The 26,052-nt window shown below is 40.9% G+C and carries 20 protein-coding genes and 7 pseudogenes; 20 read left to right on the top strand and 7 right to left on the bottom strand.

The annotated features are described in order from the left end of the window. Window positions 1–5 precede the first annotated feature (5 nt). From NSQ44_RS10215 to NSQ44_RS10175, 9 genes and pseudogenes are all read left to right on the top strand, one after another. Window positions 6–1,799 (top strand): site-specific DNA-methyltransferase, encoded by a 1,794-nt coding sequence (locus NSQ44_RS10215; RefSeq protein WP_340856986.1) that lies wholly within the window; start codon window positions 6–8, stop codon window positions 1,797–1,799. A 3-nt stretch (window positions 1,800–1,802) separates the two neighbouring features. After that, window positions 1,803–4,769, top strand: coding sequence for a type III restriction-modification system endonuclease (locus tag NSQ44_RS10210; protein ID WP_340856985.1), 2,967 nt, complete (start codon window positions 1,803–1,805; stop codon window positions 4,767–4,769). 795 nt (window positions 4,770–5,564) lie between these two features. Continuing rightward, window positions 5,565–5,816 (top strand): AbrB/MazE/SpoVT family DNA-binding domain-containing protein, encoded by a 252-nt coding sequence (locus NSQ44_RS10205; protein WP_004888888.1) that lies wholly within the window; start codon window positions 5,565–5,567, stop codon window positions 5,814–5,816. Beyond that, window positions 5,813–6,208, top strand: a complete 396-nt coding sequence (locus NSQ44_RS10200; protein WP_340856984.1) for a type II toxin-antitoxin system death-on-curing family toxin — start codon at window positions 5,813–5,815, stop codon at window positions 6,206–6,208. Before NSQ44_RS10205 ends, NSQ44_RS10200 begins: the two co-directional genes overlap by 4 nt. A 179-nt stretch (window positions 6,209–6,387) precedes the next feature. Beyond that, window positions 6,388–6,756, top strand: a pseudogene (locus NSQ44_RS10195) (DUF6444 domain-containing protein); the annotation flags it as partial. A 161-nt stretch (window positions 6,757–6,917) separates the two neighbouring features. Further along, window positions 6,918–7,463: a DUF6431 domain-containing protein gene (locus NSQ44_RS10190; protein WP_095859418.1), complete on the top strand. Its 546-nt coding sequence runs from the start codon at window positions 6,918–6,920 to the stop codon at window positions 7,461–7,463. A 152-nt stretch (window positions 7,464–7,615) separates the two neighbouring features. After that, window positions 7,616–8,869, top strand: a complete 1,254-nt coding sequence (locus tag NSQ44_RS10185; protein ID WP_044899711.1) for an IS481 family transposase — start codon at window positions 7,616–7,618, stop codon at window positions 8,867–8,869. After that, entirely contained in the window at window positions 8,862–9,662 is an 801-nt protein-coding gene (locus NSQ44_RS10180; protein WP_340856983.1) for an ExeA family protein, read from the top strand. The genes NSQ44_RS10185 and NSQ44_RS10180 overlap by 8 nt, the downstream gene beginning before the upstream one ends. Window positions 9,663–9,932: 270 nt before the next feature. Beyond that, a protein-coding gene (locus NSQ44_RS10175; protein ID WP_445659501.1) for an IS3 family transposase occupies window positions 9,933–11,089 on the top strand; the annotation gives its coding sequence in 2 pieces (ribosomal slippage) (window positions 9,933–10,194 and window positions 10,194–11,089; 1,158 coding nt in all). A 152-nt stretch (window positions 11,090–11,241) separates the two neighbouring features. Here the strand turns inward: NSQ44_RS10175 and NSQ44_RS10170 are convergent. Beyond that, a pseudogene (locus NSQ44_RS10170) lies at window positions 11,242–11,697 on the bottom strand (IS256 family transposase); the annotation flags it as partial. 304 nt (window positions 11,698–12,001) lie between these two features. Further along, entirely contained in the window at window positions 12,002–13,129 is a 1,128-nt protein-coding gene (locus NSQ44_RS10165; RefSeq protein WP_340856981.1) for an IS110 family transposase, read from the bottom strand. A gap of 314 nt (window positions 13,130–13,443) precedes the next feature. Between NSQ44_RS10165 and NSQ44_RS10160 the strand changes: the two are divergent. From NSQ44_RS10160 to NSQ44_RS10140, 5 genes and pseudogenes are all read left to right on the top strand, one after another. Next, a pseudogene (locus NSQ44_RS10160) lies at window positions 13,444–13,771 on the top strand (nucleotide pyrophosphohydrolase). Between the two features lie 262 nt (window positions 13,772–14,033). Next, complete coding sequence (locus NSQ44_RS10155) at window positions 14,034–14,396, top strand: helix-turn-helix domain-containing protein (RefSeq protein WP_066247507.1); 363 nt, start codon at window positions 14,034–14,036, stop codon at window positions 14,394–14,396. A gap of 17 nt (window positions 14,397–14,413) precedes the next feature. Further along, entirely contained in the window at window positions 14,414–15,205 is a 792-nt protein-coding gene (locus NSQ44_RS10150; RefSeq protein WP_340856980.1) for an ImmA/IrrE family metallo-endopeptidase, read from the top strand. Continuing rightward, complete coding sequence (locus tag NSQ44_RS10145) at window positions 15,198–16,061, top strand: hypothetical protein (protein ID WP_340856979.1); 864 nt, start codon at window positions 15,198–15,200, stop codon at window positions 16,059–16,061. Before NSQ44_RS10150 ends, NSQ44_RS10145 begins: the two co-directional genes overlap by 8 nt. 129 nt (window positions 16,062–16,190) lie before the next feature. Further along, window positions 16,191–16,937 (top strand): HNH endonuclease, encoded by a 747-nt coding sequence (locus NSQ44_RS10140; protein WP_340856978.1) that lies wholly within the window; start codon window positions 16,191–16,193, stop codon window positions 16,935–16,937. A 127-nt stretch (window positions 16,938–17,064) separates the two neighbouring features. Here the strand turns inward: NSQ44_RS10140 and NSQ44_RS10135 are convergent. Continuing rightward, window positions 17,065–18,426 (bottom strand): annotated as a pseudogene (locus NSQ44_RS10135) (IS4 family transposase). Between the two features lie 109 nt (window positions 18,427–18,535). On the opposite strand from NSQ44_RS10135, the pseudogene NSQ44_RS10130 reads away from it, so the two are divergent. Continuing rightward, window positions 18,536–18,885, top strand: a pseudogene (locus NSQ44_RS10130) (helix-turn-helix domain-containing protein); the annotation flags it as partial. 56 nt (window positions 18,886–18,941) lie between these two features. On the opposite strand, the pseudogene NSQ44_RS10125 reads toward NSQ44_RS10130, so the two are convergent. Further along, window positions 18,942–20,257, bottom strand: a pseudogene (locus tag NSQ44_RS10125) (protoglobin domain-containing protein). Between the two features lie 415 nt (window positions 20,258–20,672). On the opposite strand from NSQ44_RS10125, the gene NSQ44_RS10120 reads away from it, so the two are divergent. From NSQ44_RS10120 to NSQ44_RS10100, 5 genes and pseudogenes are all read left to right on the top strand, one after another. Then, window positions 20,673–20,906, top strand: a complete 234-nt coding sequence (locus tag NSQ44_RS10120) for a CotD family spore coat protein (RefSeq protein ID WP_340856977.1) — start codon at window positions 20,673–20,675, stop codon at window positions 20,904–20,906. Between the two features lie 198 nt (window positions 20,907–21,104). Next, window positions 21,105–21,866, top strand: coding sequence for an enoyl-CoA hydratase (locus NSQ44_RS10115; RefSeq protein ID WP_003396031.1), 762 nt, complete (start codon window positions 21,105–21,107; stop codon window positions 21,864–21,866). 97 nt (window positions 21,867–21,963) lie between these two features. Next, a complete protein-coding gene (locus NSQ44_RS10110; RefSeq protein ID WP_340856976.1) occupies window positions 21,964–22,305 on the top strand; it encodes a response regulator in 342 nt (113 codons plus the stop codon). After that, window positions 22,263–22,853, top strand: a complete 591-nt coding sequence (locus NSQ44_RS10105) for a PP2C family protein-serine/threonine phosphatase (protein WP_340856975.1) — start codon at window positions 22,263–22,265, stop codon at window positions 22,851–22,853. Before NSQ44_RS10110 ends, NSQ44_RS10105 begins: the two co-directional genes overlap by 43 nt. Before the next feature lie 263 nt (window positions 22,854–23,116). Continuing rightward, window positions 23,117–23,215: pseudogene (locus NSQ44_RS10100) on the top strand (CotD family spore coat protein); the annotation flags it as partial. Here the strand turns inward: NSQ44_RS10100 and NSQ44_RS10095 are convergent. From NSQ44_RS10095 to NSQ44_RS10085, 3 genes are all read right to left on the bottom strand, one after another. Then, on the bottom strand, window positions 23,209–23,397 hold the full coding sequence (locus NSQ44_RS10095; RefSeq protein WP_340858300.1) for a hypothetical protein: 189 nt from the start codon (window positions 23,395–23,397) through the stop codon (window positions 23,209–23,211). The pseudogene NSQ44_RS10100 and the gene NSQ44_RS10095 overlap by 7 nt on opposite strands. Beyond that, window positions 23,387–23,794, bottom strand: a complete 408-nt coding sequence (gene mntA / locus NSQ44_RS10090) for a type VII toxin-antitoxin system MntA family adenylyltransferase antitoxin (protein WP_340856974.1) — start codon at window positions 23,792–23,794, stop codon at window positions 23,387–23,389. Before mntA ends, NSQ44_RS10095 begins: the two co-directional genes overlap by 11 nt. 822 nt (window positions 23,795–24,616) lie before the next feature. Beyond that, complete coding sequence (locus tag NSQ44_RS10085; protein ID WP_044899035.1) at window positions 24,617–25,948, bottom strand: IS4 family transposase; 1,332 nt, start codon at window positions 25,946–25,948, stop codon at window positions 24,617–24,619. Window positions 25,949–26,052 lie beyond the last annotated feature (104 nt).

The following is a 26,052-nucleotide window of genomic DNA, read 5'->3' as shown; positions in this document are numbered from 1 at the left end:
CCATCATGGAAAAACTAGACGGAAAATCGCTCGATTTAGTGAAAACAAATATTGAAGCGTTAAAGCAATTATTCCCGGAAGTCGTGACCGAAGGAAAAATCGACTTTGAAAAATTAAAACTTGTGCTTGGAGAAGAAATTGAAAAACGCAACGAACGATATGAATTCACCTGGCACGGCAAAACGCAAGCGATGAAACTGGCACAAACGCCATCAACGGGAACACTCCGCCCAGACAAAGCATCCAGCAAAAACTGGGATACAACGGAAAACCTTTATATTGAAGGAGATAACCTCGAAGTATTGAAGCTGCTGCAAAAATCGTATTTCGGAAAGATTAAAATGATCTATATCGATCCGCCGTATAATACGGGGAAAGACTTTGTATACAAAGATGACTTCCGTGATAATATTAAAAATTACAAGGAAATGACAGAGCAAACAACAAAGGCTAATACAGAAACGAATGGAAGATTTCATACCGATTGGTTGAATATGATGTATCCGCGGTTAAAGTTGGCAAGGAATTTATTAAGAGAAGACGGAGTAATCTTTATTAGTATTGACGATAACGAGGTAGCAAATTTAAGAAAAATATGTGACGAAATATTCGGGGAGGATAATTTTATCACAAATATATGTCATAAAGCCCGTGGTTCTATATCGAATGATAAAATTATCTCTCCGAATCATAATCATATTCTACTTTATGCAAAAAATTATTCTGTTATTTTTAATTTAAGAAAAACAATAGGATTAGATCCAGATTTAGAAGGTTTTACAAACGAAGATAATGATCCTAGAGGACCGTATAAACTAGTACCAGTTGATGGACCAGGTGGAGAGAGAAAAGGAAACCCTTACTATGAATTTTTAGGAGTAAAAGGATACTTTAGGTATTCGAAAGAAACAATGGAACAGAAATATAAAGAAGGGATTATTGTAAAAAGAGGTAATTCATTGTTAAGAAAGTATTTTTTGAGCGAAGCCAAACAAAGTCGTAAAACGGATTCTAGTTGGTGGGACGATGCTGGGTATACATCAACTGCAACGTCAAAACTAAAACAGCTTTTGGGCAATAGTATTTTCGATAGTCCAAAACCAGTAGATTTAATAATAAGGATGTTAAAACAATTTACATTTAAAGAAAAAGATAGTATCATCTTGGATTTCTTTTCCGGCTCTGCTACAACTGCCCATGCCGTTATGCAGTTAAATGCAGAAGACGGTGGTAATCGTAAGTTTATCATGGTGCAATTACCGGAGAAAACAGACGAAAAATCAGAAGCGTATAAAGCAGGATATAAAAATATTTGCGAGATCGGAAAAGAACGCATCCGTCGTGCAGGCGATAAGATTGTCGAGGAAACAGGAAAAACGGATTTAGATATCGGCTTTAAAGTGTTTAAGCTTGATTCTTCTAACGTCAAAACGTGGGACCCTGATTTCGAGAATCTGGAGCAAACCCTTTTCGACCTGCAGGATAACATAAAAGAAGACCGTACAAAAGAAGACTTGCTGTATGAAATTTTACTGAAAATCGGTTTGCCGCTGACAACGCCAATCGAAGAGATTGACTATAAGGGTAAAACCATTTACAACGTCGGTTTTGGTTCTGTCTTATTATGCTTAGAAAATGAAATTGACTTAGACATTGTCAATGAAATGATGAAACATAAGTCAGAGCACATGACACCAAAAGTTATTTTCAAAGAGTCTGGTTTCATCAATGATTCAGTGAAAACAAATGCGATTCAAACATTGAAAAAGAACGGAATCACGGACGTTAGGAGTGTATAAGCCATGAAGTTAAAGTTTATTTCTGACTTAGACTACCAAAAGCAGGCGATTGATTCCGTTGTGCAAATTTTTAAAGGCCAACAAATGAAACAGTCCAACTTTACTGTATATTATGGTACGCAAGAAGAAGCAGGGATGATTCAAACAGCTTTAGGCGTAGGAAACCGTTTAGACCTTACGCCTCAAGAAATTTTAAAAAATGTCCAATCCATCCAAATGAAGAACGGTTTGCCGCGCAGCGAAACGCTCGATGGCATGAATTTTACTGTCGAAATGGAGACGGGGACCGGGAAAACGTATGTTTATTTACGGACGATTTATGAATTAAATAAACATTACGGTTTTACAAAGTTTGTCATTGTCGTGCCGTCTGTGGCGATTCGCGAAGGTGTGTATAAGTCATTGCAAATTACGAAAGAGCATTTTGACGAGTTGTACAACCGTACGCCGTTAGAGTACTTCATTTATGATTCGCAAAAGCTTGATAAAGTGCGTAACTTTGCGACGGCAACAACGATTCAAGTGATGATTATTAATATCGATGCCTTCCGTAAAAGTTTTGAAGACCCGGAAAAAGAAGATAAAGCAAACGTCATTCACCGGACGAACGACCGATTAAACGGTTACCGGCCGATTGAATTTATTCAACAAACGAATCCGATTGTCATCATCGATGAGCCGCAAAGTGTCGATACGACACCGAAGTCCAAAGAGGCGATCGCATCGCTAAATCCGTTATGTACGTTGCGTTATTCGGCTACCCATGTCGATAAATACAACATGGTGTACCGTCTTGATGCAGTGGATGCCTATAATCAAAAACTCGTAAAGAAAATTGAAGTAATGTCCGTCCGTTCTGAAGAATCATTTAACGTCCCTTATATAAAATTAGTAGAAGTAAAAGAAGGAAAAGCAAAAATTGAACTTGATGTTGAAACGCGCGGCAAAGTGAAACGAACAACGAAAACAGTGAAGTATGGGGACGATTTATACGATATTTCTGGAGAACGGGAATTGTACCGCGGCTATATGGTGGAACAAATTGATTGGACAGAAGGAAATGAGTCCATTGAAGTAAACGGTCATTATTTACGGGTGGGCGATGCCATTGGCGACATAGATGACGATACGATTAAACGATATCAAATCCGCAAAACGATTGTGGAGCACCTAGATAAAGAACTGCGTCTAAGACCGCGCGGCATTAAAGTGTTAAGTCTTTTCTTTATTGATAAGGTGGCCAACTATCGTGATTATGATAAAGATGGTAATCCGATTAAAGGAAAATATGCCATCATGTTTGAAGAAGAATACAAGAAATTAATTCAGAAGCCAAAATATCGTACATTATTTAATGACATCGATGTTGATATAGATGTAGAGAAAGTTCATAACGGATATTTTGCGCAAGATAAAAAAGGAAAGCTGAAAGATTCACGAGAAGGTAAGAGCACAGAAGCGGATGCGGATGTATACAATTTAATTATGAAAGATAAAGAGCGATTGTTAAGCTTGGACGAGCCGCTTCGCTTTATTTTCTCACACTCGGCACTTCGCGAAGGATGGGATAACCCGAATGTGTTTCAAATTTGTACGTTAAAAGATTCTGCGGGGACGTATGTATCAAGACGACAAGAGATTGGACGAGGCTTACGTTTAGCGGTGAACCAAAATGGCGAACGTGTCCAAGACTATAACGTCAACACCTTAACGGTTATGGCAAATGAATCTTATGAAGAGTTTGTCGCTTCTTTGCAAAAGGAAATGGAAGAGGAAACAGGCGTTACATTTGGTAAATTTGAAAAGCATGTGTTTGCAAAATTAGTCTATATCGATAAGGATACTGAAGAACCAGTACAGATGGGTTATGATTTATCGACAAAATTATATGAAGAACTAAAGCAAAATAACTATATCGATCAAAATGGAAAGGCAACTACACATTTAAAAGAAGCACTAGAAAACTATGAACTGACGCTTGGTGACGAGTTTCAACCTTGGAAGCCGACTATTATCAAAGAAATTAAACACTATCTACAACGCTTACCGATTAAAGACGCAAGCAAAAAGAAAAAAGTGCAGTTGAATAAAGCGATTTTAGATAGTAAAGAGTTTATTGAATTATGGGATAAAATTAAATACAAAACGGTCTATTCCGTTGAATTTGATAGCGAACAATTAATCAAGAAAAGCATTAAAAGCATTCAAAAAATGTCGCGTATTGATAAAATTCGCATTTTGAGCCGGAAAGATCAAGTCACGATGGACAGAGCTGAAGGGATTCATACGCAGACGGTTAGCGAACGTATAGAAGATTATGTGACAGCTCATCATACGTTGCCGGATATTATTACAGAGCTGCAAAACCGAACAAACTTAACACGGAGAACGATTGTGGAAATTTTGACTGGCTGCAAGCGGTTGGAAGATTTTAAAAACAACCCACAAAAATTTATCGAAGAAGTAACAAAAATTATCCAACGCGAAATGAAACTGCTATTAAAAGATGGCGTGAAATATTACAAAATTGGTGATGACGATTTTTATGCAGTCGAGTTGTTTCAAAACGAAGAGCTACTTGCCTACTTAAACGACAATGCCATTCGAAGCATAAAGTCACCGTTTGATCATGTCGTTTATGATTCTGATATTGAAGCAAGCTTCGCCCAGCGCTTTGAAAACGATGAAAACGTCAAAGTATACGTTAAGCTGCCAAACTGGTTCAAAATCGACACCCCAATCGGCTCCTATAACCCTGACTGGGCGCTTGTCATTGAGAAAGACGGGGAAGAAAAGCTGTACTTCGTTCTAGAGACAAAAGGACAAGAATGGGAAGGAGATTTGCGCCCGGGCGAATCGGCAAAAATCGAGTTTGCCCGCAAGCACTTTGAAGCAATCGGCACGGATATTGAATTTGTTGGGCCGGAGAATGAAGTTGATGCGTTTATGATGAGGGCTGTTAGCCGTTAATTCTTTCATTACGACAGAAGCCGTATTGGCTTCTGTTTTTTGTGTGCGCCCGGCATGGGTGTAATCTATAGGGTGAAAGTCCCGAGCTGCGAAGGCAGAAGTAGCAGTTAGCTTAACGCAAGGGTGTCCGTGGCGACGACGCGGAATCTGAAGGAAGCTGGAGGCAAAACACCGGTCCGAGGAACACGAACCTCATATAAGGCTAGGTATGATTGAGTGAGTTTGCCAAACAAAACAAAGCTCTTTCTGTCGAAGGTCATATCGAGTAAATGAGGCGGATAGATGGTGTGAAAGTGCATGTACTTACCCGGGGAGGTCTGGCGGATAGGTGAAATGCGCTTCATAACCTACTTAGTGATAAGTAGCTGAACCGTCAGAAGTCAGCAGAGGTCATAGTATTAGTTGGTTTAGAACTACTAAGAAGGACCGAACAATTAAGAGAGAATAGCCCTTGGCATTCAGTGAGTCATGATGAACACAGAAAACGTAGTACCTCACTTGAGGAAGGAAGCGGTGAATCCCGTGGGAGACCTCTTGGAGGGTGGAGTGACCACTGGCATAAAGAGAACAGCTATTCACGGAAGTTATAAAGACTTGCGTCAATCATCTTAATTGAACCGCCGTATACGGAACCGTACGTACGGTGGTGTGAGAGGACGGGAGTTAATCGCTCCCTCCTACTCGATTAGCGAACAGTGCTTGGCACTGTTCGCTAAGATTTTCTTCTATAACCTTTTTTATAAATCTAATTCGTGTTATAATTGTTATAACAGTTATAACAAAGAGGTGAGATAAATGTTAAGCGCAGAACGAAAAGTATTAAAAGTTGGCAATTCACTTGGGGTTACCTTTCCAATGGAGTTTCTAAATAAGCTTGGTATTCATCAAGGAGATGAAATACAAATGGAGCTTGAAGAGGATAAAATTGTTATAAAGAAAAGTAAAAAAGTTGATTTGCCAAAAGGAATCTCCCAAGATTTTTTTGAAGTATTAAACGAAACTCTTGAAGAATATGATGAGACCATCAAGGGGCTTATTGATCGATGAGATATCTAACCGTAGAAGAAGTCGTTGCGATTAATTTTTTCATTATTGGAAAATATTCTCCAAATGAGCTGAAAGGGATAAAAGAACATGCATTGTTAGAATCGGCTGTCTACCGTTCACAACAAAGTGTGTTTGGTAAAGATGCTTATCCTACTATTTTTGAAAAAGCGGCAGCATTATTTGAGTCTTTGGCTAAGAACCATTGTTTTCATAATGCAAACAAAAGAACTGCCTTTGTAGCACTTGTTCAATTTTTAAAATACAATGGATACTATTTTACGATGCCGCAAGATGATGCCATTGAATTTGTTGTTGATGTAGTGAATCATCGATATTCCTTCGAGCAAATTGTTGTAACCATCAAAGAGTATGCATTTGAACGTAAATATTAATATTTGTATGGCGATTACAGATAGTTTGCGAATTTCTTGGGGATTTCTATATTCAATTGAGAGATTTTAACGTGATCAAAGGAGCCGGGTAACTATTCAGCCACATCATAAAGTGAGCTGAATATTTTCTTCTTTCCTTGTCTATGATGTGAATACTGATAGACAAGGAGGTGGATCGCATGTTGACGGTACAACAAGCTGTATTTACAGTTGAGAGCTTAATCGGCAAAGTTCAACAACAAAAACAGCTCATTCATCAACTCGTTCAAGAAAATGAACATTTGCGTCACGAAAACAAACAACTACGCAAAGAAAATGAACAACTGAAGTACCGTGTTCAAGAGTTGGAAGCACGCACGAAAAAAAACAGCTCCAATAGCCATTTGCCCCCATCTTCTGACCGTTTTCACACCCATTCTTCTCGCAAGCCATCTCGCAACAAGCTAGGCGGACAAGAAGGTCATCAAGGAACGACGCTCCATCAAGCGGAACATCCGCATCATCGCATCGTCCACCGTGTGCATACGTGTCAAGGATGTGGGGCTTCTGATGTTAGATGTAAATTATCACTTTATTTCGGAACAAAAGAGCCATTTTTTTGCACATTCCTTCAGAAAGCCCTCTCCCCTTTTCTGAAAGAATGTGCTAAATTTTTTGTGAATTATTTCGGAAGAGAAAATCCATCGGTTCATAGGAGGGGGAGGAGGACGTGATTCAATTTCATGACTTTGGCATTGACGTCCAAACGTATGCAGAGCGTGGAAAAGAAAACGACTTCCCTCTTCTGAAAAAGTGTCCGCATTGCCGGGCCAAGCGCCCGTTGCACCGCCACGGTTACTATGAGCGAAACGCATTGACCCCACATGGTGATTATCGCATTTGGATTGTCCGGTATCGCTGTCGGGAATGCTTGAAGACGGTGAGTGTGCTGCCTTCCTTTCTCCTCCCGTATTTTCAGTATACGTTGTCCGCCGTATGGCAAGTTGTGAAAGAGCAGTTGGGATTGACCGAGGGGACGAACCAGGCTCCGTTCCTCCCGACAAAGGACGGCATCATCTTTTATGTCCGACGGTTCTACCGAAACCTATCAAACCTTCATAGCTTTTTTGCGAGGCGGTGGAGGATCATAGGCCCTATCGTGAAAAAAGAAAAGGAACGGGCTTCTTGGTGGATCCGGACGTTGGAGGAACACGGTCTCTATTCGGTCATCAGAGAGATGTGGGAGGACGGATTCCGACACCCTTTTGCGAATTAAATGGGATCCTGATTTTACATACATATCCTAAATTGGAAATGATTGAGGTTCCCACAAACCTTTCCTATCGACGGAGAAAAAGCAATTCGGTACGATAAGGGCAGGAGGACCGGAACGGTCCTGATTCCAAGTGAGACCAGGAGGAGATTCGAATGGATGAGTCGATGAGACACGACATTGCCCTGTTTCGGTACGGGCTAATCGCTCCGTTGGTGAATGGGCAGGTGGAACCGAAGACGTATCTGAAAGAGGTGAGCGAGCGAGTGCACCATGTTCCCCACCAGGGCGACAAACGAATCGCAGCCAAGACGATCCTCGATTGGTGCACCCGATACAAAAAAGGGGGCTTTGACGCCTTAAAGCCGAAGCGCCGTTCGGACCGCGGCCACTCAAGGCGTCTGTCGCCCGATGATGAGGATCATATTTTAGCCCTAAGAAAAGAACATCCCACCATGCCCGTGACGGTGTTCTACGAACACCTGATCGAGCAGGGGGAAATCCCAGAAAACCATATCTCTTATTTTACTATATACCGATTGTTGAAAAAACACAACCTTGTCGGGAAAGAAATCTTGCCCATGCCGGAGCGAAAGCGCTTTGCGTATGACCAGATCAATGAGCTTTGGCAAGGGGACTTATCCCATGGACCAACGATTCGAGTCAATGGGAAAGCCCAGAAAACGTTTTTGATCGCCTATATCGATGACTGCTCGCGGTTTGTGCCGTACGCGCAGTTTTTCCCTTCGGAGAAGTTTGACGGGCTGCGGATCGTCACGAAGGAAGCGGTGCTTCGTTGCGGGAAGCCGAAGCGCATTTACTCGGACAACGGGAAAATTTATCGATCCGAGGTGCTGCAGTATGCGTGCGCCGAGATGGGAATTACGCTCATCCACACCCAGCCGTATGACCCGCAAAGCAAAGGGAAAATCGAACGGTTCTTCCGCACCGTACAGACGCGGTTTTATCCGCTGCTGGAGTTGGATCCCCCGAAGTCGCTCGAAGAGCTGAACGAGCGCTTTTGGAGGTGGCTTGAAGAGGAGTATCATCGAAAACCGCACGCCTCGCTGGACGGAAAAACGCCGCATGAGGTGTTTCAATCGCAAGTGCATCTCGTGTCGTTCATCGAAGATAGCGATTGGCTGGATGCGATTTTTCTGAAGCGGGAGCACCGCAAGGTCAAAGCCGATGGAACGATCACCTTGAACAAGCAGCTGTATGAAGTGCCGCCCCGGTTCATTGGGCAATCGATTGAACTCCGCTATGACGAACGGGGCGTCTATGTGTACGAAGATGGAAGGAAGGTGGCGGAGGCCGTTCGGGTTCGTTTGGAGGACAACGCCTATGTAAAACGCCATCGGTCCCCGTTTGCGGCGATTCCGGCGAAGGAGGGAGAACACGGTGTATAAATCGTTTTACTCCCTTTCGCGGGAGCCGTTTGCGAAAGAAACAGACCCGTCCGAGGCGTATCAAGGGGCGCCGTTTCAGGAAGCGTTGCGGGCGATGGAGTACGTGAAACGAACCCGGGGGATCGGGCTGTTGATCGGAGAGCCGGGGGCGGGCAAGACGTTCGCCCTTCGGGCGCTGAAAGAATCATTGAATCCATCATTGTATTATGTCGTCTACTTTCCGTTATCCACCGGAGGCGTGATGGATTTTTACCGTGGTTTGGCCTTGGGATTAGGAGAGGAACCGAAGTACCGCAAGGTAGACCTCTTCCGCCAAATCCAGCAGGCGATCGAGCGATTGTATCATGAACGGCGGATCACGCCGGTGTTCATTTTGGACGAGATGCATTTAGCGAAGGATGCATTTTTACAGGACATCGCGATCTTGTTCAACTTTGAGATGGATTCGACCAACCCATTTGTCTTGATTTTGGCCGGGCTGCCCCATTTACAGGGGAAGCTGCGGCTCAATCAGCACCGCCCTCTCGACCAGCGGATCATCATGCGATACCGGATGGGGCCGCTGGAGAAGGAAGAGGTGGCGGGCTACATCAAGCATCGGATGAAACAGGCCGGGGCGAAGCACCCGATCTTCACCCCATCGGCGTTAGAGGCGATTGCCCTGCAGTCGCGGGGATGGCCTCGGGTGATCAACACGTTGGCCACGACGTGCCTGTTATACGGGTATCAGCTGAAAAAGGACGCCATTGACGAAGAAGTGGTGCGCATGGCCGCAGAGGAAATGGGGTATTAGCACGAAAGGGGCCGAATCGGCCTCTTTTGTGCTTTCTCTTTTCCATCGGTCCATCAGGCGCGCTGGAAATCTTCATCTGAAAGAGCGTGCAAACGTTCCGAAAGAATGTGCAAAATCCGGAACAATCCGCAAAAATTTTGCACATTATTTCCGAATCCGCCTGAAATAATTTGAAAAAGGGATTCTGAAATAATGTGCTAGTTTACAGTTAGACTAAAAAGTAGACACAGATTATTATAGTAATAATAGACTGAAAAATGAGGTGTCTACATGACAAAAAAACAAAGGCGGTACGAGGAAGACTTTAAGCGTCAAACTGTTCGTTATATTTTGGAGGAAGCGAAATCCGTTGCACAAGTGGCTCGTGAGCTCAAAATTAACGAAAATACTCTTCACGGCTGGATGAAAAAATATAAGCAAGAACCTGAAATAACAGAAACCCAAACGTTTCGATCCGAAGACCACGAAGTTCGTGAACTGAAGAAACGTATTCGGGATCTGGAGGAGGAAAACTCCATCTTAAAAAAGGCGATGCACTTCTTCGCGAAAGACCATCGGTAAAATATTCATTTATCCATGAGCATCGCTTCGATTACCGATTGGAGAAGATGTGCGAAGTATTGAAAGTTTCTCGAAGCGGTTATTATAAATGGCGTGATCGTCCCAAAAGTGCTAGACAAGAGCGTCGAGAAGAATTGACGCAGGAAGTGCGTCGTGTGTATATCGAATCTCGCCAACTGTATGGGAGTCCAAAGGTTGCCAAAAAGCTTAATCATGAAGGCATTAAGGTTTCACAGAAGACGGTTTCCCGCATAATGAACAAAGAGGGAATGAAGTCTCGTACCGTGAAAAAGCATAAGGCTACCACTAACTCAAAACATAACCATCCGGTCCACGAAAATGTCTTAAACCAACATTTTACTGTTACGAAACCAAATGAAGTATGGGTAGCTGATATCACCTACATTCCAACGGATGAAGGTTGGCTTTATCTAGCTAGTATGATGGATTTGTATTCAAGGAAAATAGTCGGCTGGCATATAGACTGTTCCATGAAAAAGGAGCTAGTGTTAAGTGCTTTAAAGCAAGCCTATCAGCGTCAACAACCACAGGGTTCTATCCTCCATCATTCTGATCGAGGGAGTCAATATGCTTCAAATGACTATCAAGCTAAGCTAATGGAATACGGAATGAAATGTAGCATGAGCCGCAAAGGAAATTGTTATGACAACGCTTGTATTGAATCATTTCATGGGATAATAAAAAAAGAACTAATCTATCAGACTCGTTATAAAACAAGGGAGGAAGCAAAAAAGAGCATATTTGAGTATATAGAAATATTTTACAATAATAAACGTATTCACTCCGCAACAGAGTATTTTTCACCATCTGAATACGAACGTATGTACTATAAAAAGGGAGCTTAATGAACATATTAATAGAATAGTTAGACCCGAAAATTTACCTTTTAAAAATAATTAGGACAACGTCGTAATTACTTTTAAAAGGCCACCAATCGATAGCGCGGTAGCTGCGAAAAAAATCTATAAATTTTTTGTGTCTACTTTATTGACCTAATATCAACCCAAGATTGGACTTCCCTCGGATACTTACTAGACCATTTCAACTCAAACTGTTGAAACATCTGTAACGCAATCTCCTTATTCGGTGCGCGATAAATCAGTTTGAGATCCTCTGCCACTTCAAATTGATCTTTTTTCCGAACACGATTGAGCGTGTTACGAACTTTATGAACGACACAACGCTGCACATCGGCTTTCGGATAAACCGTCTTAAAGGCTTCCTCTAAACCCGGTAGTCCATCGAATACGCCCAAAAGCACTTCCTTTCCGCCTCTTTTGTAGAGGTTTTGAAGAATTTCCTGCCATACATAGGCGCTTTCTTGTCCTCCCACAAAGAAATCAAGAATTTCGCGATATCCTTCTTCATTCACACCTAACACCACATAAATGACTTCTTTCTCAACGGTATCACGACGAAGTTTTATGTATAAGCCATCCAAATATAAGACGGAATTAGCCAAATCTACATTCGGTATACTTTTAGACATAGGTAGGGTTCTCCTTTCTCTGGAATGTGTTGTGGTCCAAATCGGAGAATACCCTACCTTATTCTTTTGGTCTAGCAAAATGCTTTACACAAAATTTTATACATCATCTATTTTTCTGTGAAAATCAATTAACCATGGCTGAAGCGGTATACCCCACAATCAAATTGGATACCCTATTAACGACCAAAAAAAGGCAATAGGAAAGCAGAGCTACCTTATTTTTAGGTATCTCGTATATTTCTGAACCTTTTTGGTTATACTAATTTATTTACTGCTCTCGAAACGGTTCTTTTCGAGAAATGATGCAGTAAATGATGGTAAGCATTCGGTGCGCGATCGCAACGAGTGCTTTTTTCTTTCCCCTGCGTGCCGCCAATGACCAATATTTCGCTGCCAAACGTTGATTCCTACATCGAGACAAAGCCCAAGCCGCCTCACATAACGCCGACTTGATATGCGGATTCCCCTTCGTCGTTCGGGTACTTTTTCGTTTTCCAGCACTTTCATGATTTCCCGGCGCGACTCCCGCCCATGAAGCGAGGTGTTGAGACGTTGGAAATTGTCCCATATCGACTCCGATTTCAGCGATAATCACGGCAGCGGTTTCCTTCTTGACCCCCGGTATGGTCACAAGAAGCTCCATCTCTTGTTTGTATACTTGTAAGAGTTGGTCGATTCGTTCTTCGATGTCTCGAAGTAAACTTTCCAACGATTCGATATGCTTCCACGATTGGCGAATCATGAACAGTTGATGGTTGGTCAATGTACCAAAGAGAGAATCTTGAATTTGTTGTCTTTTTCCTTTCATTCTCCCATGAATACAGGCATCAATCTCTGGTTCCTCGATATATCCTTGTTTCATTAGGCGTTCAAGTAGTTTTCGCCCAGATACACCAAATACATCCGAAATCACGGAACTTAACTTGATATTGGAACATTCCAACACTTTTTGAATGCGGTTTTTCTCCGCGGTTAACTGCCCAATCCACTTTTTCCGTAAACGGGTCAAATCTCGCAATTCCCGAATGTCCGCAGGCGGAACGAAACTCTTCTCGATCAGCCCATAACGCAATAATTTGGCGATCCATTCGGCATCGGAGACATCTGTCTTTCGACCGGGAACATTTTTGATGCGCTGGGCATTAGCGAGAGTAATGTCAAAATAGTCTTCCAAAATGTTGAACACGGGTTTCCAGTAAACACCGGTACTTTCCATCGCAATATGAGTGACCCCACGATCTTCTAACCATTTCAGAAGACGAAACAAATCTTTCGTGAAAGTAGGGAATGTTTCGATTTCCTTTTGAATGTGATCTTCTTCTCCAAGAAGGGCACAAACGACAATGGTTTCGGCATGGACATCTAATCCCGCACAACGATGATAAAGAACATCCATGATTCTTACTCCTTCCATTGATGAATTCGCAAACAGTGAGTCCACTTGTACGTTAGGCATTTTTCTGTTCGTAGTCACCTTTTCACATGAAAAGGGCTCACAATGGGTGGAACACCAAATGGACTCCAACAGTTTTTTGCACAGGGTCGAACCACCATTAAAAAGCACGTCTTTCCAAACTGTTTGCGTTCATCCTCCATTATGGAAGGAGAGATGGATTTTCATGCCTGGGTGGGGAGTAAAATTTACTCATGGATGTTTTTTGCTATAATTTATGTAAAATTTGTAAGCGATCTAGTTTGGTGGTGAGCTTTTTGAAAGACTTGCAGCAAAAAATTATCGCATTTCGAGATGCTCGTAATTGGATACAGTTTCATACTCCAAAAGATTTAGCGATTTCCCCTAACGTTAGAGGCGGGGGAATTGCTGGAAAATTTCCAATGGAAAACAAGCGAAGAAGCAGTTCAAGCTAATTTTGAAAATATTAAGGATGAACTAGCTGATGTTGTTATTTACGCACTTTTATTGTCACATGAATTGGGCATTGATTTAGAAGAAGCAATCATCAATAAAATAGAGAAAAATGAAAAAAAGTATCCGATTGAAAAAGCGTTTGGTTCAAAGAAAAATATGATGAACTGAAGTAGTACGCTGGTCAGATGCCTGTCTCCTCGAAGTTTAATGACAGAAGCTGTATTGGCTTCTGTTTTTGTTTTTATGACATGTTTTGAAGTGGTTTTTACCAAAATTAGTTAAGGTGAACATAAACCTTTATTTTAAAGTAGCATCGATTTTTTTACAAATTGTAAAATTTATTTTTACAAAAAAGATATTTAGGATATAATTATTAACAGCAAGTATATTTTAAAAGAAGTTGATACTGCGGCATAAGGAGGGAGGAAAAATGAACTTCTTTCAACATCGTAAGAAAATTGGCGAGAATATTGCCACTTTTATTAGGTTAAAAGGATTTTCAAAATCATCTTTTTCTAAGTTAACAAACATTTCTCGTCCAACATTAAATTTAATTCTTGCCGGAGAAATTTCAAGCCCAGTTACATTTGAAACCCATCTAAAAAAAATTACGGCAGCTTTCAATTTGCCTGAGGATTACTTTCTGCATCCTCCTGTGATCATTCCTGAATCATGGCAGAGACCGGCTATGCAATATTCTGATCGTTTACAGGAAGAAAACAGGCCGGAACATATTCAAAAGATTTTAAACGATCTTGATGACTTATTAGATATTGCCGCCATCTATCTATAAATGAAAGGCATGGGAAAATGATGCGAATTACTAGTGAAAATCTGGATCAGACGGTCAAGCTGAACAAAGAAATCAAAGAGGAAATTGAACGACTTATTACGGTTGTGGAGACAAGATATAAAAAAATCCGCATCCTTTCACCTGAAAAACAGGCCCTGCAAATACTAAAAGAACACTATCTTATTCAAGTTCCTATACCTGACGAAAATTGGGGTGGCGCCATCCGGGAATTGCCTAATGGTAAGAAAGTGTTTGTCATTAACACGGCACAACCGAGGGTGTATCAGTATTTTATCTGTTGGCATGAAATCTACCACTTAATCAAAGGGATTGAAGAAAGTTCGTACCACATAATTTCAACAGAATTTGACCTTTCTGAGAGAAAAGCAGATTATTTTGCCAGCCAAATGCTTTTAGGTCATGATGTGTATGAGTATTTTTATCAGGTGGGCCATCACTTGCCATTTGTTGAGCGAATTATGCACTGCATCGATACCTTCAAAGCACCCTACAAAGCCATCCTCATCCAACTATATGAATCAGCAGGAGAATATAAAAACGAAGAACTGCGCCAGCAAATAAAAAAGAACTTTGATATTAGAATCAGCCAGCAAGAATTCGAGAAGATGTTCCGCAAGTTGGCCCTAGATGTATCATTGGTTCAGTCGAGCAATATTATCGACTTAGGAGCATTAGAAACAAAAATCAAAGAAAAGCGCACAGAACATGAAGAAGTCGAAATGTATAAGGAACATGAAGAGTTTCTCAACCAATTTCGCCGGACATTAGAGGGATTGAATCATGTATGAGATGGTTAGCGATAGTTTTAAAGAGTTAAACAATTTTATTACAAAAGAACATGATTTGCGGATTTGTATACTTGACAATAATAATGTACAATTTTGCACCCAACACGAAAAATATTTTCCAGTTGACAAAATCTATGGATATTACGACCTTATTTTAGTTCCAGGCTGGGTGTATGCTGAAATTGCACAAAGTGAACATCGGCGTCAATATATTTCTTCTATCCCTCAACAGTTGCTTTATTTGGATGAAGAAACGGATTACCTCCCTTTGGTAGATTATCATGACTTGAAACTCATGAAAGTGTTTGCCAATGCTACTTCTCCCGGGTCGAAGCCGCATCGATATTTAAAAAAACAGATTCAAGAAGCGGAATCAGGCAGAGTAGATATTGATGATGAATGGATTGGGAATTATTATGAAAACGGCTTTGACAGCAAGGAAGAAGGAATGATAAAGAAAAATGCGGGAGAAACTTCTATTCTTGCATTGGCTTTCTTGCTTGTTCACCATTATGGAAATAAAATTAAACAAATTTCCATTAGCACAAGTGATTTTGCGGTTGTGGAAATAAAGAAAAAAATTATGGATTATTCATCTAAACATAACTTGTTAAACGTGCCCACTATCAATCCAATCAGCTTTTTAAGTACAGATGTCCTTTTGGCGAGAGCTTTTCGGATGGGAATGATTGGAGAAACAGAACTTATTTATCTGCGAAAAAGTACGCATCGAAAAAGAGTCATCTGCATTGTTAGAAATAATGATAGTACCGTTGTTCCGGTCGATACCGTGATGGAGACGGAAGATTTTTTACAGCTGTTAAAAGGCAATGAATCTTACGATATTATTTTTTAAGCTGAGCAATGATTAAAACAGCTACCAAATATTACGCAAACGTGAACGGACGAGAAGTCGAAATTCTTACCGGCGATGAAGGACTAAAAGCATACGAACCCGCTAAAAGTTACTAGGAGAGATGATTGGATGAAGATTTACAAAGAATCTCTTAATATTTCAGTTCGCCAATGGCTTGAATTATTAAGAAATAAAGAGATTTTTCAAGAAGAAGATGTCGAGCTCATGATGATGCTTTATTATCAAACGAATTGCAAAGCGACGGGAAAACAACTTGCAAATCTTCTAAATAAAAAGAGTCATTCTGTCCTAAACCTTCAAATCGGAAGACTCGGAAAAAGAATTGTAAGCAAGCTTCAAGATGTGCAATTTCCAAGAGCAAAAGATGGCACCATTAGATATTGGCATATTCCCTTTTTAGGAGAAGAAGATCGAAACACGTTTATTTGGCAATTGAGACCTGAATTAAAAGAGGCTATAAGCATCTATGAAAAGGTAGACTTGAACGATAAAAGTCAAGAAACTCTTTTACCGCAAGAATTAGAAAATATCGAATTATACGAAGGCAGCAAAAAGCTGGTGGCTGTAAATCGATATGAGCGGAATCCTAAAGCAAGACAGTTATGTTTATTAAAATATGGGTACCAATGCTCTGTTTGTGAATTTGATTTTGAACAATTTTATGGCGAAATCGGTAAAAAATTCATCGAAGTCCATCACATAAAACCATTAAGTGAAATAAATGAAGAATATCGAGTAAATCCTTTCGATGATTTAAGGCCCGTATGTCCTAATTGCCACGCCATGTTACATAAAGCCAATGTTTCTATCGAGGAACTGAGACGGATTATTCAAAAAAATCATCAACAACGGTAGCTATATAAGTTGAAATTTTGTTTTACATCCAGCTGATCACTCGCCACGTTATATCATATCAGCTTGTATTTAGATGAAAACCGAAACGAAAAATCGGCAATTCTTTATTGCAACTTATATATTAAACTCAACTTTCGCACACAGAAATATGGAGACAGTCCTTGATATAACGAGGTAAAGAAGTAATCCAATTGGACAGTTGACACTGAAAAATGTCCATACTCAAATAAACCTTAGCTTCAGCCAAAGTTTGGAAAAGAGAAATCAATTGTAGTAAAGCCGTTTTAAAGTCCATCTCCTTTACTTCGTCACATAGAAACAAGAATAAGTTGCCCATGGTCTTCGGATCCTCTTCTTTCCGAAGTTGCCAAGCAAACAAGATATACCGAGTGAAGACAATGGTAGTATGGCTAATCATCATGTCATAGGAACGACCTTGAAACTCTTTGGCTAAATGTAAAAACGATTTACTGAATTTAAAAAAGATTTCGATGTCCCAACGCATCCCATAGATTCGAACGATTTCTTCATTAGACAGCGTGGTATCTGTACTCAAAATGGCCAGCCATTCACTTTGGTTGTTTCGATTCCGCACAAACACGATTTTCACTGGTAAACCCGTATGAAGGGTTGCGTGAATCGAGCCGATTGTTTCTTTTTTGCCAATGTCTCGTTTCGCTTTTCGATACAGTTGTTCCAAGGTGAAACGTTCTCCGTTGAAAAGATACCGTTGTTTCAGCTGTTTGACCATACCAATGACAAAAAGGCCTTTGGAGTGAATCTTCTCCACCAACGGGGCATGAGTAAACCATGTATCCATGAGCACATAATCAGCGAAAATTCCTTTATCCAATGCATGTTCTACTAATGTCAACACCATGTTTGGTTTTGCTTCCAATGCCTCGAGCCGTCGTTTGTAGCCTGTGGTTCGTTTATCAATGGACGAATGGATTTCGTTCAAGCGATTCTTTTGGTTCGCTGAACTCAAAAGAGCGAAATCGATAGGTACAAATGTAAAGCCATCGGACCATCCGAGCGTTAATAGTTGAAAACCATTGACAAACTGACGAGTGGAATGATCGAATACTTTAGCTAGAAGCTCAACCGATTTACTACGGTTACGAGAATAAATCGAATCGTCTACAATCAACACGGTAACACGGCGCTTCGAAATCGTTTGTTTCACACGACGAATCACTTCGGAGCTCAGAGATAGTAAAAAGGTTCTCCAGTTATACGTAGACGAGTTCAAAAAACGATAAATGGTATCTTTTCCTGGTAAATCGGCAGCCTTTTTGCTTTGTAAGGCGTGGTACCAGTTTCTGTATTGAAAAACAAGAAGAAATAATAGTTGAAAAATCGATAAACAAGAATAACCACAAGCCTTGATAATTCCTGCTTTTCTTAAATGATTACCAATTTGTCATTCAGAAAATCCGTCTTTTATTTCTTTTGGTAATTGCGCAAAATACTCTTTTTTCGTTATCATAATGGTGACACCTTTCTTTCTTTGGTTTTTGGTTTGGTCACCAATAGTTTACCAAAAGAAAGAGGTGTCTTTTTGTTTTTTAGACGAATTTTTTCAGTGTCAAGTGAATATGAGATACCCAAAGAAACCTATCAAATCAAGGATTATTCATAAATTTTTCACTGCGAAAGTTGAGTTAATTAATAAAACATTTGGTTGCTCCCGATTTGTATTTAATCATTTTTTAGCAAAATGGGACAATGCTTACAAAAAACAGGAAAAGGTCTAACTTATAATTCTTGTTCTGCTCAGTTAACGCAATTAAAAAAAGAATTAACTTGGCTAAAAGAAATAGATAGTATTGCGATTCAATCGTCATTAAAAAATCTTGCTGACGCTTATTCTCGTTTCTTTAAGAAGCAAAACAATAGACCGCGTTTTAAGTCTAAGAAAAATCCTGTTCAGTCTTACACGACTAGATAATATGTGTTTAATCGGTGCAGAAACACCTGTCATTTCTATACTCATTTTAACATTTACGAATTGAACTTGTCAGTCAGTTCTTGGTTTAAATCGTTCAGTTGTTCCGCCATTTCTGCGATTTGTGATGCAGCGGATGAAATTTCATCAAACATTTGATGGAACTGCTCAATAAGTGAAGTGAATTGATCGATTTTTTTGTTCGTTATTTTCACATCGGTAACGGACTGATCAAAAATGTGAATAATGCTTTCATTCGCTTGTCGGAATGCTCGTGTTTCTTCTACAATTTGTTGAAATGCATGTTCGAATTTTCGAATCGTTTGTTGAACAACATCAATATGATTTTGAATGTAGTCAAGCGATTGCTCAGTTTGTGATGCTAATTTCCGCACTTCGTTGGCAACGACTGCAAATCCTCTACCGTGTTCACCGGCTCTTGCTGCTTCAATGTTTGCATTTAACGATAAAATATTTGTTTGATTTGAAATGCTGCGGATCACGTTGACAATTTCTCCAATTTTTCGAGAGCTATCTGTTAGTTCGTTCGTAAGCGATTTCGTTCCTTCAATCAACTTCGCAACGCCATCAAGTTTTGTTAATGTTTGCTTCACATCTTCTTTTCCTTTTTCGACTCGCTCTGTCATTTGAACGGATTGACGTTGGATAGACGTGACTTCGTTCAACATACTTTGCACATTTTTTGTGCTTCAAAGATTGAAGCGTTCGTTTCTTCTGCACTTGAAGCGAGCGTTGTAGACGATTCCGTTAAGCGGTGTTGCAACTCTGCAATTTCGTTTAATCTCATCGATGTATACGATTCAATATACGTTTCAATCGTAATTTGCATATCAAAAGAGCAAAGCTTGTTGAATGAACGGTATACAGCTGTTGCCTCTGTCGGAGGTAACTCCTCCATGAGTATGTGAAGCACTTCGTTTTGAATGATTGCGTAAGCGCCTAAATACCATTCTGGGAATAGGCCGATTCGGTTATGCACATTGCCGATCACTTTTCGGCGAATGACATACTGGTCGCCAATTTCTCCAGAAACCATATCCATTAAATACGCGCGTAACGTTTGTTTTAAGCGATCGATTGTGGAATGATGGTCGATAATTTTTCTTAAATGCGGCATTTGTCCAACTTGTTCATAAAACGTATCCACGATTCGCTCTACATGTTTAGCAAACAGCGGGCGAATGGAGGCGAGCTGCTGTACATCTTCTTCTGTTAATTGGACAAAAGCAATTTGTTGCTTCCGATCGCTTGAGGCGAGTTGGCGATAATATGTAGCAACATGTGCAGTGGTAGAAGAGCGAGAAATTGTATTTTCTTTTTCTTGTTGGTGCTTTTTGCGAAAAAGTTGAATGGCTCCACGTTCATTAAAAAGAGCATGAAACGGACATTTTTACATCGCATTCCCTCCAATTTTCATAAAAAATCCCCCAAAAACATTATATCATGTGCAAAAAAAGAAGAAGGAAAATTTTTATTTTATTTCCGAGGGAAGCGCAAAAAATGACAATATTTTTCCGCTTGTCGAATACAATTGAATCGAGTAGAATGTATATTTGTGAACAATATAAGCTACGGAGAGAGAATGATGAGTAAAAAAATTTTGTACTTATTTTTCGTTTTAATCGGGGCTACAGTCGTCCTTTTTGCTAATATGAAGCATAACATTTATACGTTCATGTAAAATAGGTATTTCCATTAGTACATGTATACCCCTTGATACATACGCTAGTAATGTAACGAAATTCAATACGAAAGGGGTATGAAATATGCATTGTCGTCCAAATATGATGCCGCCAATCGTTTATCCGACGAAGTGCTGTACACAACACCAAATGCAAATGACGATTGTGCCACACATTCATCCGTCACATACGACGTATGTGAATCATCATTTGTTCCAGCATCAACATTATTTTCCACATACGCAATCTGTTGTTAACGATATATCACATCAACATGTTGTTTGTCCAGGTTCTGGTCCGTTTCCGAGACCGTTTTAACCGAAGGCGAAACGCCTTCGGTTTTTTGTCAAAAAAAAGACGAACTTTGTGAAAATGAAAAATTGACGAGACGACGGGTAATGTCGTCTTTTTTTATGGTGACAACAATCGTATGTAAAACTCGCTTTGTTTTTTGCAGGATTTTATTCATATGCGTCGAAAAAGAACAGCGAACAAATGAGAGAGGGGATGGAGAGAATGGAACATATTATTTTGTCATATGAGGGTCGAGTGGCAACGATTGAATTGAATCGTCCTGATGCATTAAATGCTTTGCATGAGCAAATGTTGCTCGAATTGCTTGAGGCGTTAAAGGAAGTGGAAAACAGCGAAGCGGATATCGTCATCATTCGCGGTCGCGGTAAGGCGTTTAGTGCAGGTGGCGACATTAAAACGATGTTGCAATCAACGAATGAACATTCATTCATAACTGTAATGGACACAATCAAACAAATTGCTATTACATTGCATCAATTACCAAAACTAACGATCAGTTACGTGCATGGGGCCGCAGCCGGATTAGGATTTAGTTTAGCGCTCGCCTGTGACCATGTTATCGCAAATGAGCAAGCCCGTGTTGCCATGAATTTTATTGGAATTGGACTCATCCCAGATGGGGGTGGACATTTCTTTTTAAAACGGAAAATTGGGGATGTAAAATCTAAGCAAGTCATATGGGAAGGGAAAGTGATGGGTGCACAAGAAGCATACGAAATGGGGATCGTTGATGAAATCGGTAATGAGCAAACCGTTCAACAAAAAGTGAATGAATGGTTATCTAAACCGATTCGTGCCATGATTGCGACAAAACAGTTATATGCCCGTTTAAGCGAAGAACAATTGTTAAAGACGTTGCAAATGGAAACGGTGTATCAAGCACATATGCGCAAAACAAAAGATCACGAGGAAGGCATTCGAGCCTTTTTAGAAAAGCGCCGTCCTCATTTTAGCGGGAAATAAAAAATTTGCGAAACTTTCATTTTTGCACTAGCCTTTTTCAATGTATGATGTGTATAAATGAAATAGAGGAAAATTACGTTGAAAAGGGCGGCCAAAAATGAAAGTGGTTATTGTTGATGATTATATGCCGACATTAGAAATGATGGAGGCGATGCTTGAGCATATTGAACATATTTCCATTTATCCGTTCGAACATGCAGATGAAGCGTACGCATTTGTACTTTCACAACATGTAGATGTCATTTTAATGGATATTTGCATGCCGGGAACGAATGGCATTGAATGGTGTCGGCGGTTGAAACAACATGAGCAACTCCAACATGTTCCAGTGTTGATGGTCACGGGATGTGATGATGAACAAAAGCTAGAAGAAGCATTTAAAGCGGGGGCGTTTGTATGGAAAGTTATCGTCATATGTGGACGATGCAAAAAAAGATGAATGAAGATTTGCGTGTGGCGCGTCTCGTTCAAGAAGGATTGCTTCCAGAACCAATGAATAATGAAGATGTTCATTTTATCGGTCATTATATTCCGTCATCCCAGTTGTCTGGCGATTTATATTTTTGGCAACAAGTTCGCCCGCATTTATATGCTTTTATCATTATTGATGTCATGGGACACGGTGTGGCTTCAGCACTTGTTGTCATGTCGATTCGCTCGCTATTACACGGTTTAATGACGAAGGTGACAGATCCGCTTACTGTTGTACATGAATTAAATCGCCACTCATTCCAGTTATTCGGGAAAGAAACGAAATATTACTTTACAGCGTTTTATGGAACCATTGATGTAAAAACAAAAGTCATCGAGTATGTCAATGCAGGACATCCTCCTGCCATATTCATGGACGAACAAAAAACAGTATTGTTAAAAGAAGGAGGCATTCCGATTGGCATCGTTTCAAACCCCCCATATAAAAAGGGGAGCATTCATTTTCAACGCCATGCTTATCTTACGCTTTATTTCCGAGGGAAGCGCAAAAAATGACAATATTTTTCCGGCTTGTCGAATACAATTGAATCGAGTAGAATGTATATTTGTGAACAATATAAGCTACGGAGAGAGAATGATGAGTAAAAAAATTTTGTACTTATTTTTCGTTTTAATCGGGGCTACAGTCGTCCTTTTTGCTAATATGAAGCATAACATTTATACGTTCATGTAAAATAGGTATTTCCATTAGTACATGTATACCCCTTGATACATACGCTAGTAATGTAACGAAATTCAATACGAAAGGGGTATGAAATATGCATTGTCGTCCAAATATGATGCCGCCAATCGTTTATCCGACGAAGTGCTGTACACAACACCAAATGCAAATGACGATTGTGCCACACATTCATCCGTTAGCTTGCGTGCCTGTCACGCCCCGAATGCTTGCTTCACATGCTCGTTGGAGATTTAAGATAATGGAGTCTTGCTTCGTGTAGTTTTCTAAATTTTTCGGGTTGTTCTCATATTCTTCGTGAATGCGCTTTATGCACCGCTCGATCACGCTAATTTTATTTAAAATGACATCATTTTTCATAAACCGACCCGCTTTCATTAATGTTTCGCAAGATTTCCGTGCGTTCTTCATTCAATTTTGCATACATCTTCAAGGCTCTCCATTCATATTCGGCTTTTTTCTGTTCATTTGTACAATAGATGACTTTGCCGTTACTGACCACTTGCGCCTGAAACACGGTGCTTGCTTGTTTGAGGTCCACAAGATCGACATCCCGGTGCAGCCTGGATGCCAATTCTTGCGCAACCATAAATCGTTCATAATGATCCAATTGTTTTTGGTCGCTGAGAAAAGCGATATCAATGTCGCTGTCTTGATGGATATGTCCTGCAACCGTTGATCCAAACAAATAAATCAAATATGGGGACACCGTTTCGGTCAACACTTCAATAATGATTGGCTCGATCTGTTCAGTCAACACTGTCCCTCCTTTTCTTCGCCCCAATCCGGGCCGTTTTCTTTCATGTGCGCCCGGCATGGGTGTAATCTATAGGGTGAAAGTCCCGAGCTGCGAAGGCAGAAGTAGCAGTTAGCTTAACGCAAGGGTGTCCGTGGTGACGCGGAATCTGAAGGAAGCGAGCGGCAAACTTTAAGGTCTCTCGGAACACGAACTTCATATGAGGCTAGGTATCACTGGGTGAGTTTGCAAGACAAAACAAAGCCCTTTCTGCCGAAGGTGATACAGAGTAAATGAAGCAGATGGATGGAAGGAAAGATTACACTCTTACCCGGGGAGGTCTGGCTGGCACGCCAAGTAACCTTGGTAACCTATCTAGTGATAGATAGCTGAACAGTCAGAAGTCAGCAGAGGTCATAGTATTAGTTGGTCTAGAACAACTAAGAAGGACCGAACAATTAAGAGAGAATAGCCCTTGGCATTCAGTGAGTCATGATGAACACAGAAAACGTAGTACCTCACTTGAGGAAGGAAGCGGTGAATCCCGTGGGAGACCTCTTGGAGGGTGGAGTGACCACTGGCATAAAGAGAACAGCTATTCACGGAAGTTATAAAGACTTGCGTCAATTATCTTAATTGAACCGCCGTATACCGAACGGTACGTACGGTGGTGTGAGAGGTCGGGGGTTAGTCACCATACCCGTCAAGTTAGCGGTATAAAATTTTTTAGGATGATACGCATGTTCGAAAAATCAATCAAAGGATGAAGAGAAAACCAAATGCTGGGCATGCCAAATAACCCTCAAGAAGAGGGTTATTTGGCATTTATATCCATGACCCACACTACCATATCCCCAATTTCTTTAAAAGATCCGATACCGTTTCCTCTCCTTTCCTTCGGTCTTTCCTCGCGTGTTTCCTTAACAGAGATAGGAGAGATGGAAGGGCGGTTTCCATCGCTTGGGGATGCAAAAGAAACCGATGCCAATACGATTGGAGGATATTAAGCGCTTTCCATTCACTGATCTCGATTCCCTCCCGTTGATGCCAATACCTTCGGGCTTGGAACAGAAGAGTCTGCGTGACTAAAATGGCAATCAATGTCCCATATAAGTGGCATTCGAATCGTTCCTTCTTCATCTTTTTGACACGGTCAAGATCAAATAAGGATTTCCAGCCCTTAAATAACAGCTCCACTTGCCAGCGCAGCGAATACAGCTCATAAACTTGTTGCGCATCAAACGATTCTTGTGGTAAATTGGTCAGTAAGATGTGATATTTCTTTTGTTCAAGGGTTTGGCGTGACAGCGCCTTCCCTTTCTTTTTTTCCTTTTTCCGCACATACGTCAGCCGTTTTTCCCATTCTTCCGCCGTGAGACGGCGAAAAATCAGACGCGGAACATACAGGCGTTGGTGTCCGATATACACGTGTTCCACTTCCACGGCTTCCCCCTCGCCCAATCGATTTCCTATCGATTCCCAATCCCATTCGTGCCACTCCCCGTCCTGTTTGATATAGACTTTGATATCGGAACGCAACCGGGTAATATAATAAGCACCTCGAGCATCGATCTCCGCCAGCGTGGCGAGTGAAAAAAACCCCAGATCCCGAATGCAAAGGTCATTCGGTAAAATCGTGTGCTGGGTATGATAAGCAAAACGGGCATCGGAATCATTGGCCTGTTGGACGCACAGCTGAAGACAGGTTCCCGATAACAGCTCATACTCAAATTGGATTTTGGCGCCAGATGAAACCGAACCTTGATAGTCCTCACCATAGTCGGCCGGAAGTAAAAAACTGGTAGAGTCTAAGATCCGCAGACGGGTGAAACAAGCGCGATACGTCTCGGTGATGGAAGAGAGTGCCGGACGTTGATGCATCAGGAGAGTAAAAAAGACCTCTTTTAAAAACGCCACGGCACGAGGCGTAAACCGCTGATTCAGTCCTTCATTCGAGAGAGAGCAATCATGCCAGAGCGCCAAATCGGCACACAACCGCTGAAGCGACTGACAGGCGAGCGATCCGTCTCCCCAAGCACATAGCGTCAGAAAGGCTTCCGCTGTTAATGAACGCTGCCGCTGAATGAATCCGACTTTCCGTGCCAGACGGGTCAGTTCTTCAGAGGAGAAGAGTTGACGAATCGTTTTTATCCATGCCTTCATCTTTTTTGCCATCAAAAAATAATCCTTTCCAACGATGATTTTCGTTAGAAAGGATACCATGTTTTTGGCGCTGAAAAAAGATCAAATTCTTAACTTGATGGCTATGGGGTTAGTCA

Source organism: Aeribacillus sp. FSL M8-0254 (assembly GCF_038008845.1).
Classification (GTDB): Bacteria; Bacillota; Bacilli; order Bacillales; family Aeribacillaceae; genus Aeribacillus; species Aeribacillus composti.
This window is presented reverse-complemented; position numbering and strand designations above follow the sequence as displayed.

Excerpts from the sequence above, each read along its gene's own strand:
- NSQ44_RS10155 (WP_066247507.1), top strand. The coding sequence starts at position 14,034 with ATGAACTTCTTTCAACATCGTAAGAAAATTGGCGAGAATATTGCCACT.
- NSQ44_RS10095 (WP_340858300.1), bottom strand. The coding sequence starts at position 23,397 with ATGAAAAATGATGTCATTTTAAATAAAATTAGCGTGATCGAGCGGTGC.
- NSQ44_RS10120 (WP_340856977.1), top strand. The coding sequence starts at position 20,673 with ATGCATTGTCGTCCAAATATGATGCCGCCAATCGTTTATCCGACGAAG.
- NSQ44_RS10105 (WP_340856975.1), top strand. The coding sequence starts at position 22,263 with ATGGAAAGTTATCGTCATATGTGGACGATGCAAAAAAAGATGAATGAA.
- NSQ44_RS10140 (WP_340856978.1), top strand. The coding sequence starts at position 16,191 with ATGAAGATTTACAAAGAATCTCTTAATATTTCAGTTCGCCAATGGCTT.
- NSQ44_RS10115 (WP_003396031.1), top strand. The coding sequence starts at position 21,105 with ATGGAACATATTATTTTGTCATATGAGGGTCGAGTGGCAACGATTGAA.
- NSQ44_RS10165 (WP_340856981.1), bottom strand. The coding sequence starts at position 13,129 with ATGGATGTTCTTTATCATCGTTGTGCGGGATTAGATGTCCATGCCGAA.
- NSQ44_RS10210 (WP_340856985.1), top strand. The coding sequence starts at position 1,803 with ATGAAGTTAAAGTTTATTTCTGACTTAGACTACCAAAAGCAGGCGATT.
- NSQ44_RS10215 (WP_340856986.1), top strand. The coding sequence starts at position 6 with ATGGAAAAACTAGACGGAAAATCGCTCGATTTAGTGAAAACAAATATT.
- NSQ44_RS10085 (WP_044899035.1), bottom strand. The coding sequence starts at position 25,948 with ATGGCAAAAAAGATGAAGGCATGGATAAAAACGATTCGTCAACTCTTC.
- NSQ44_RS10200 (WP_340856984.1), top strand. The coding sequence starts at position 5,813 with ATGAGATATCTAACCGTAGAAGAAGTCGTTGCGATTAATTTTTTCATT.
- NSQ44_RS10110 (WP_340856976.1), top strand. The coding sequence starts at position 21,964 with ATGAAAGTGGTTATTGTTGATGATTATATGCCGACATTAGAAATGATG.
- NSQ44_RS10150 (WP_340856980.1), top strand. The coding sequence starts at position 14,414 with ATGATGCGAATTACTAGTGAAAATCTGGATCAGACGGTCAAGCTGAAC.
- NSQ44_RS10185 (WP_044899711.1), top strand. The coding sequence starts at position 7,616 with ATGGATGAGTCGATGAGACACGACATTGCCCTGTTTCGGTACGGGCTA.
- NSQ44_RS10205 (WP_004888888.1), top strand. The coding sequence starts at position 5,565 with ATGTTAAGCGCAGAACGAAAAGTATTAAAAGTTGGCAATTCACTTGGG.
- NSQ44_RS10145 (WP_340856979.1), top strand. The coding sequence starts at position 15,198 with ATGTATGAGATGGTTAGCGATAGTTTTAAAGAGTTAAACAATTTTATT.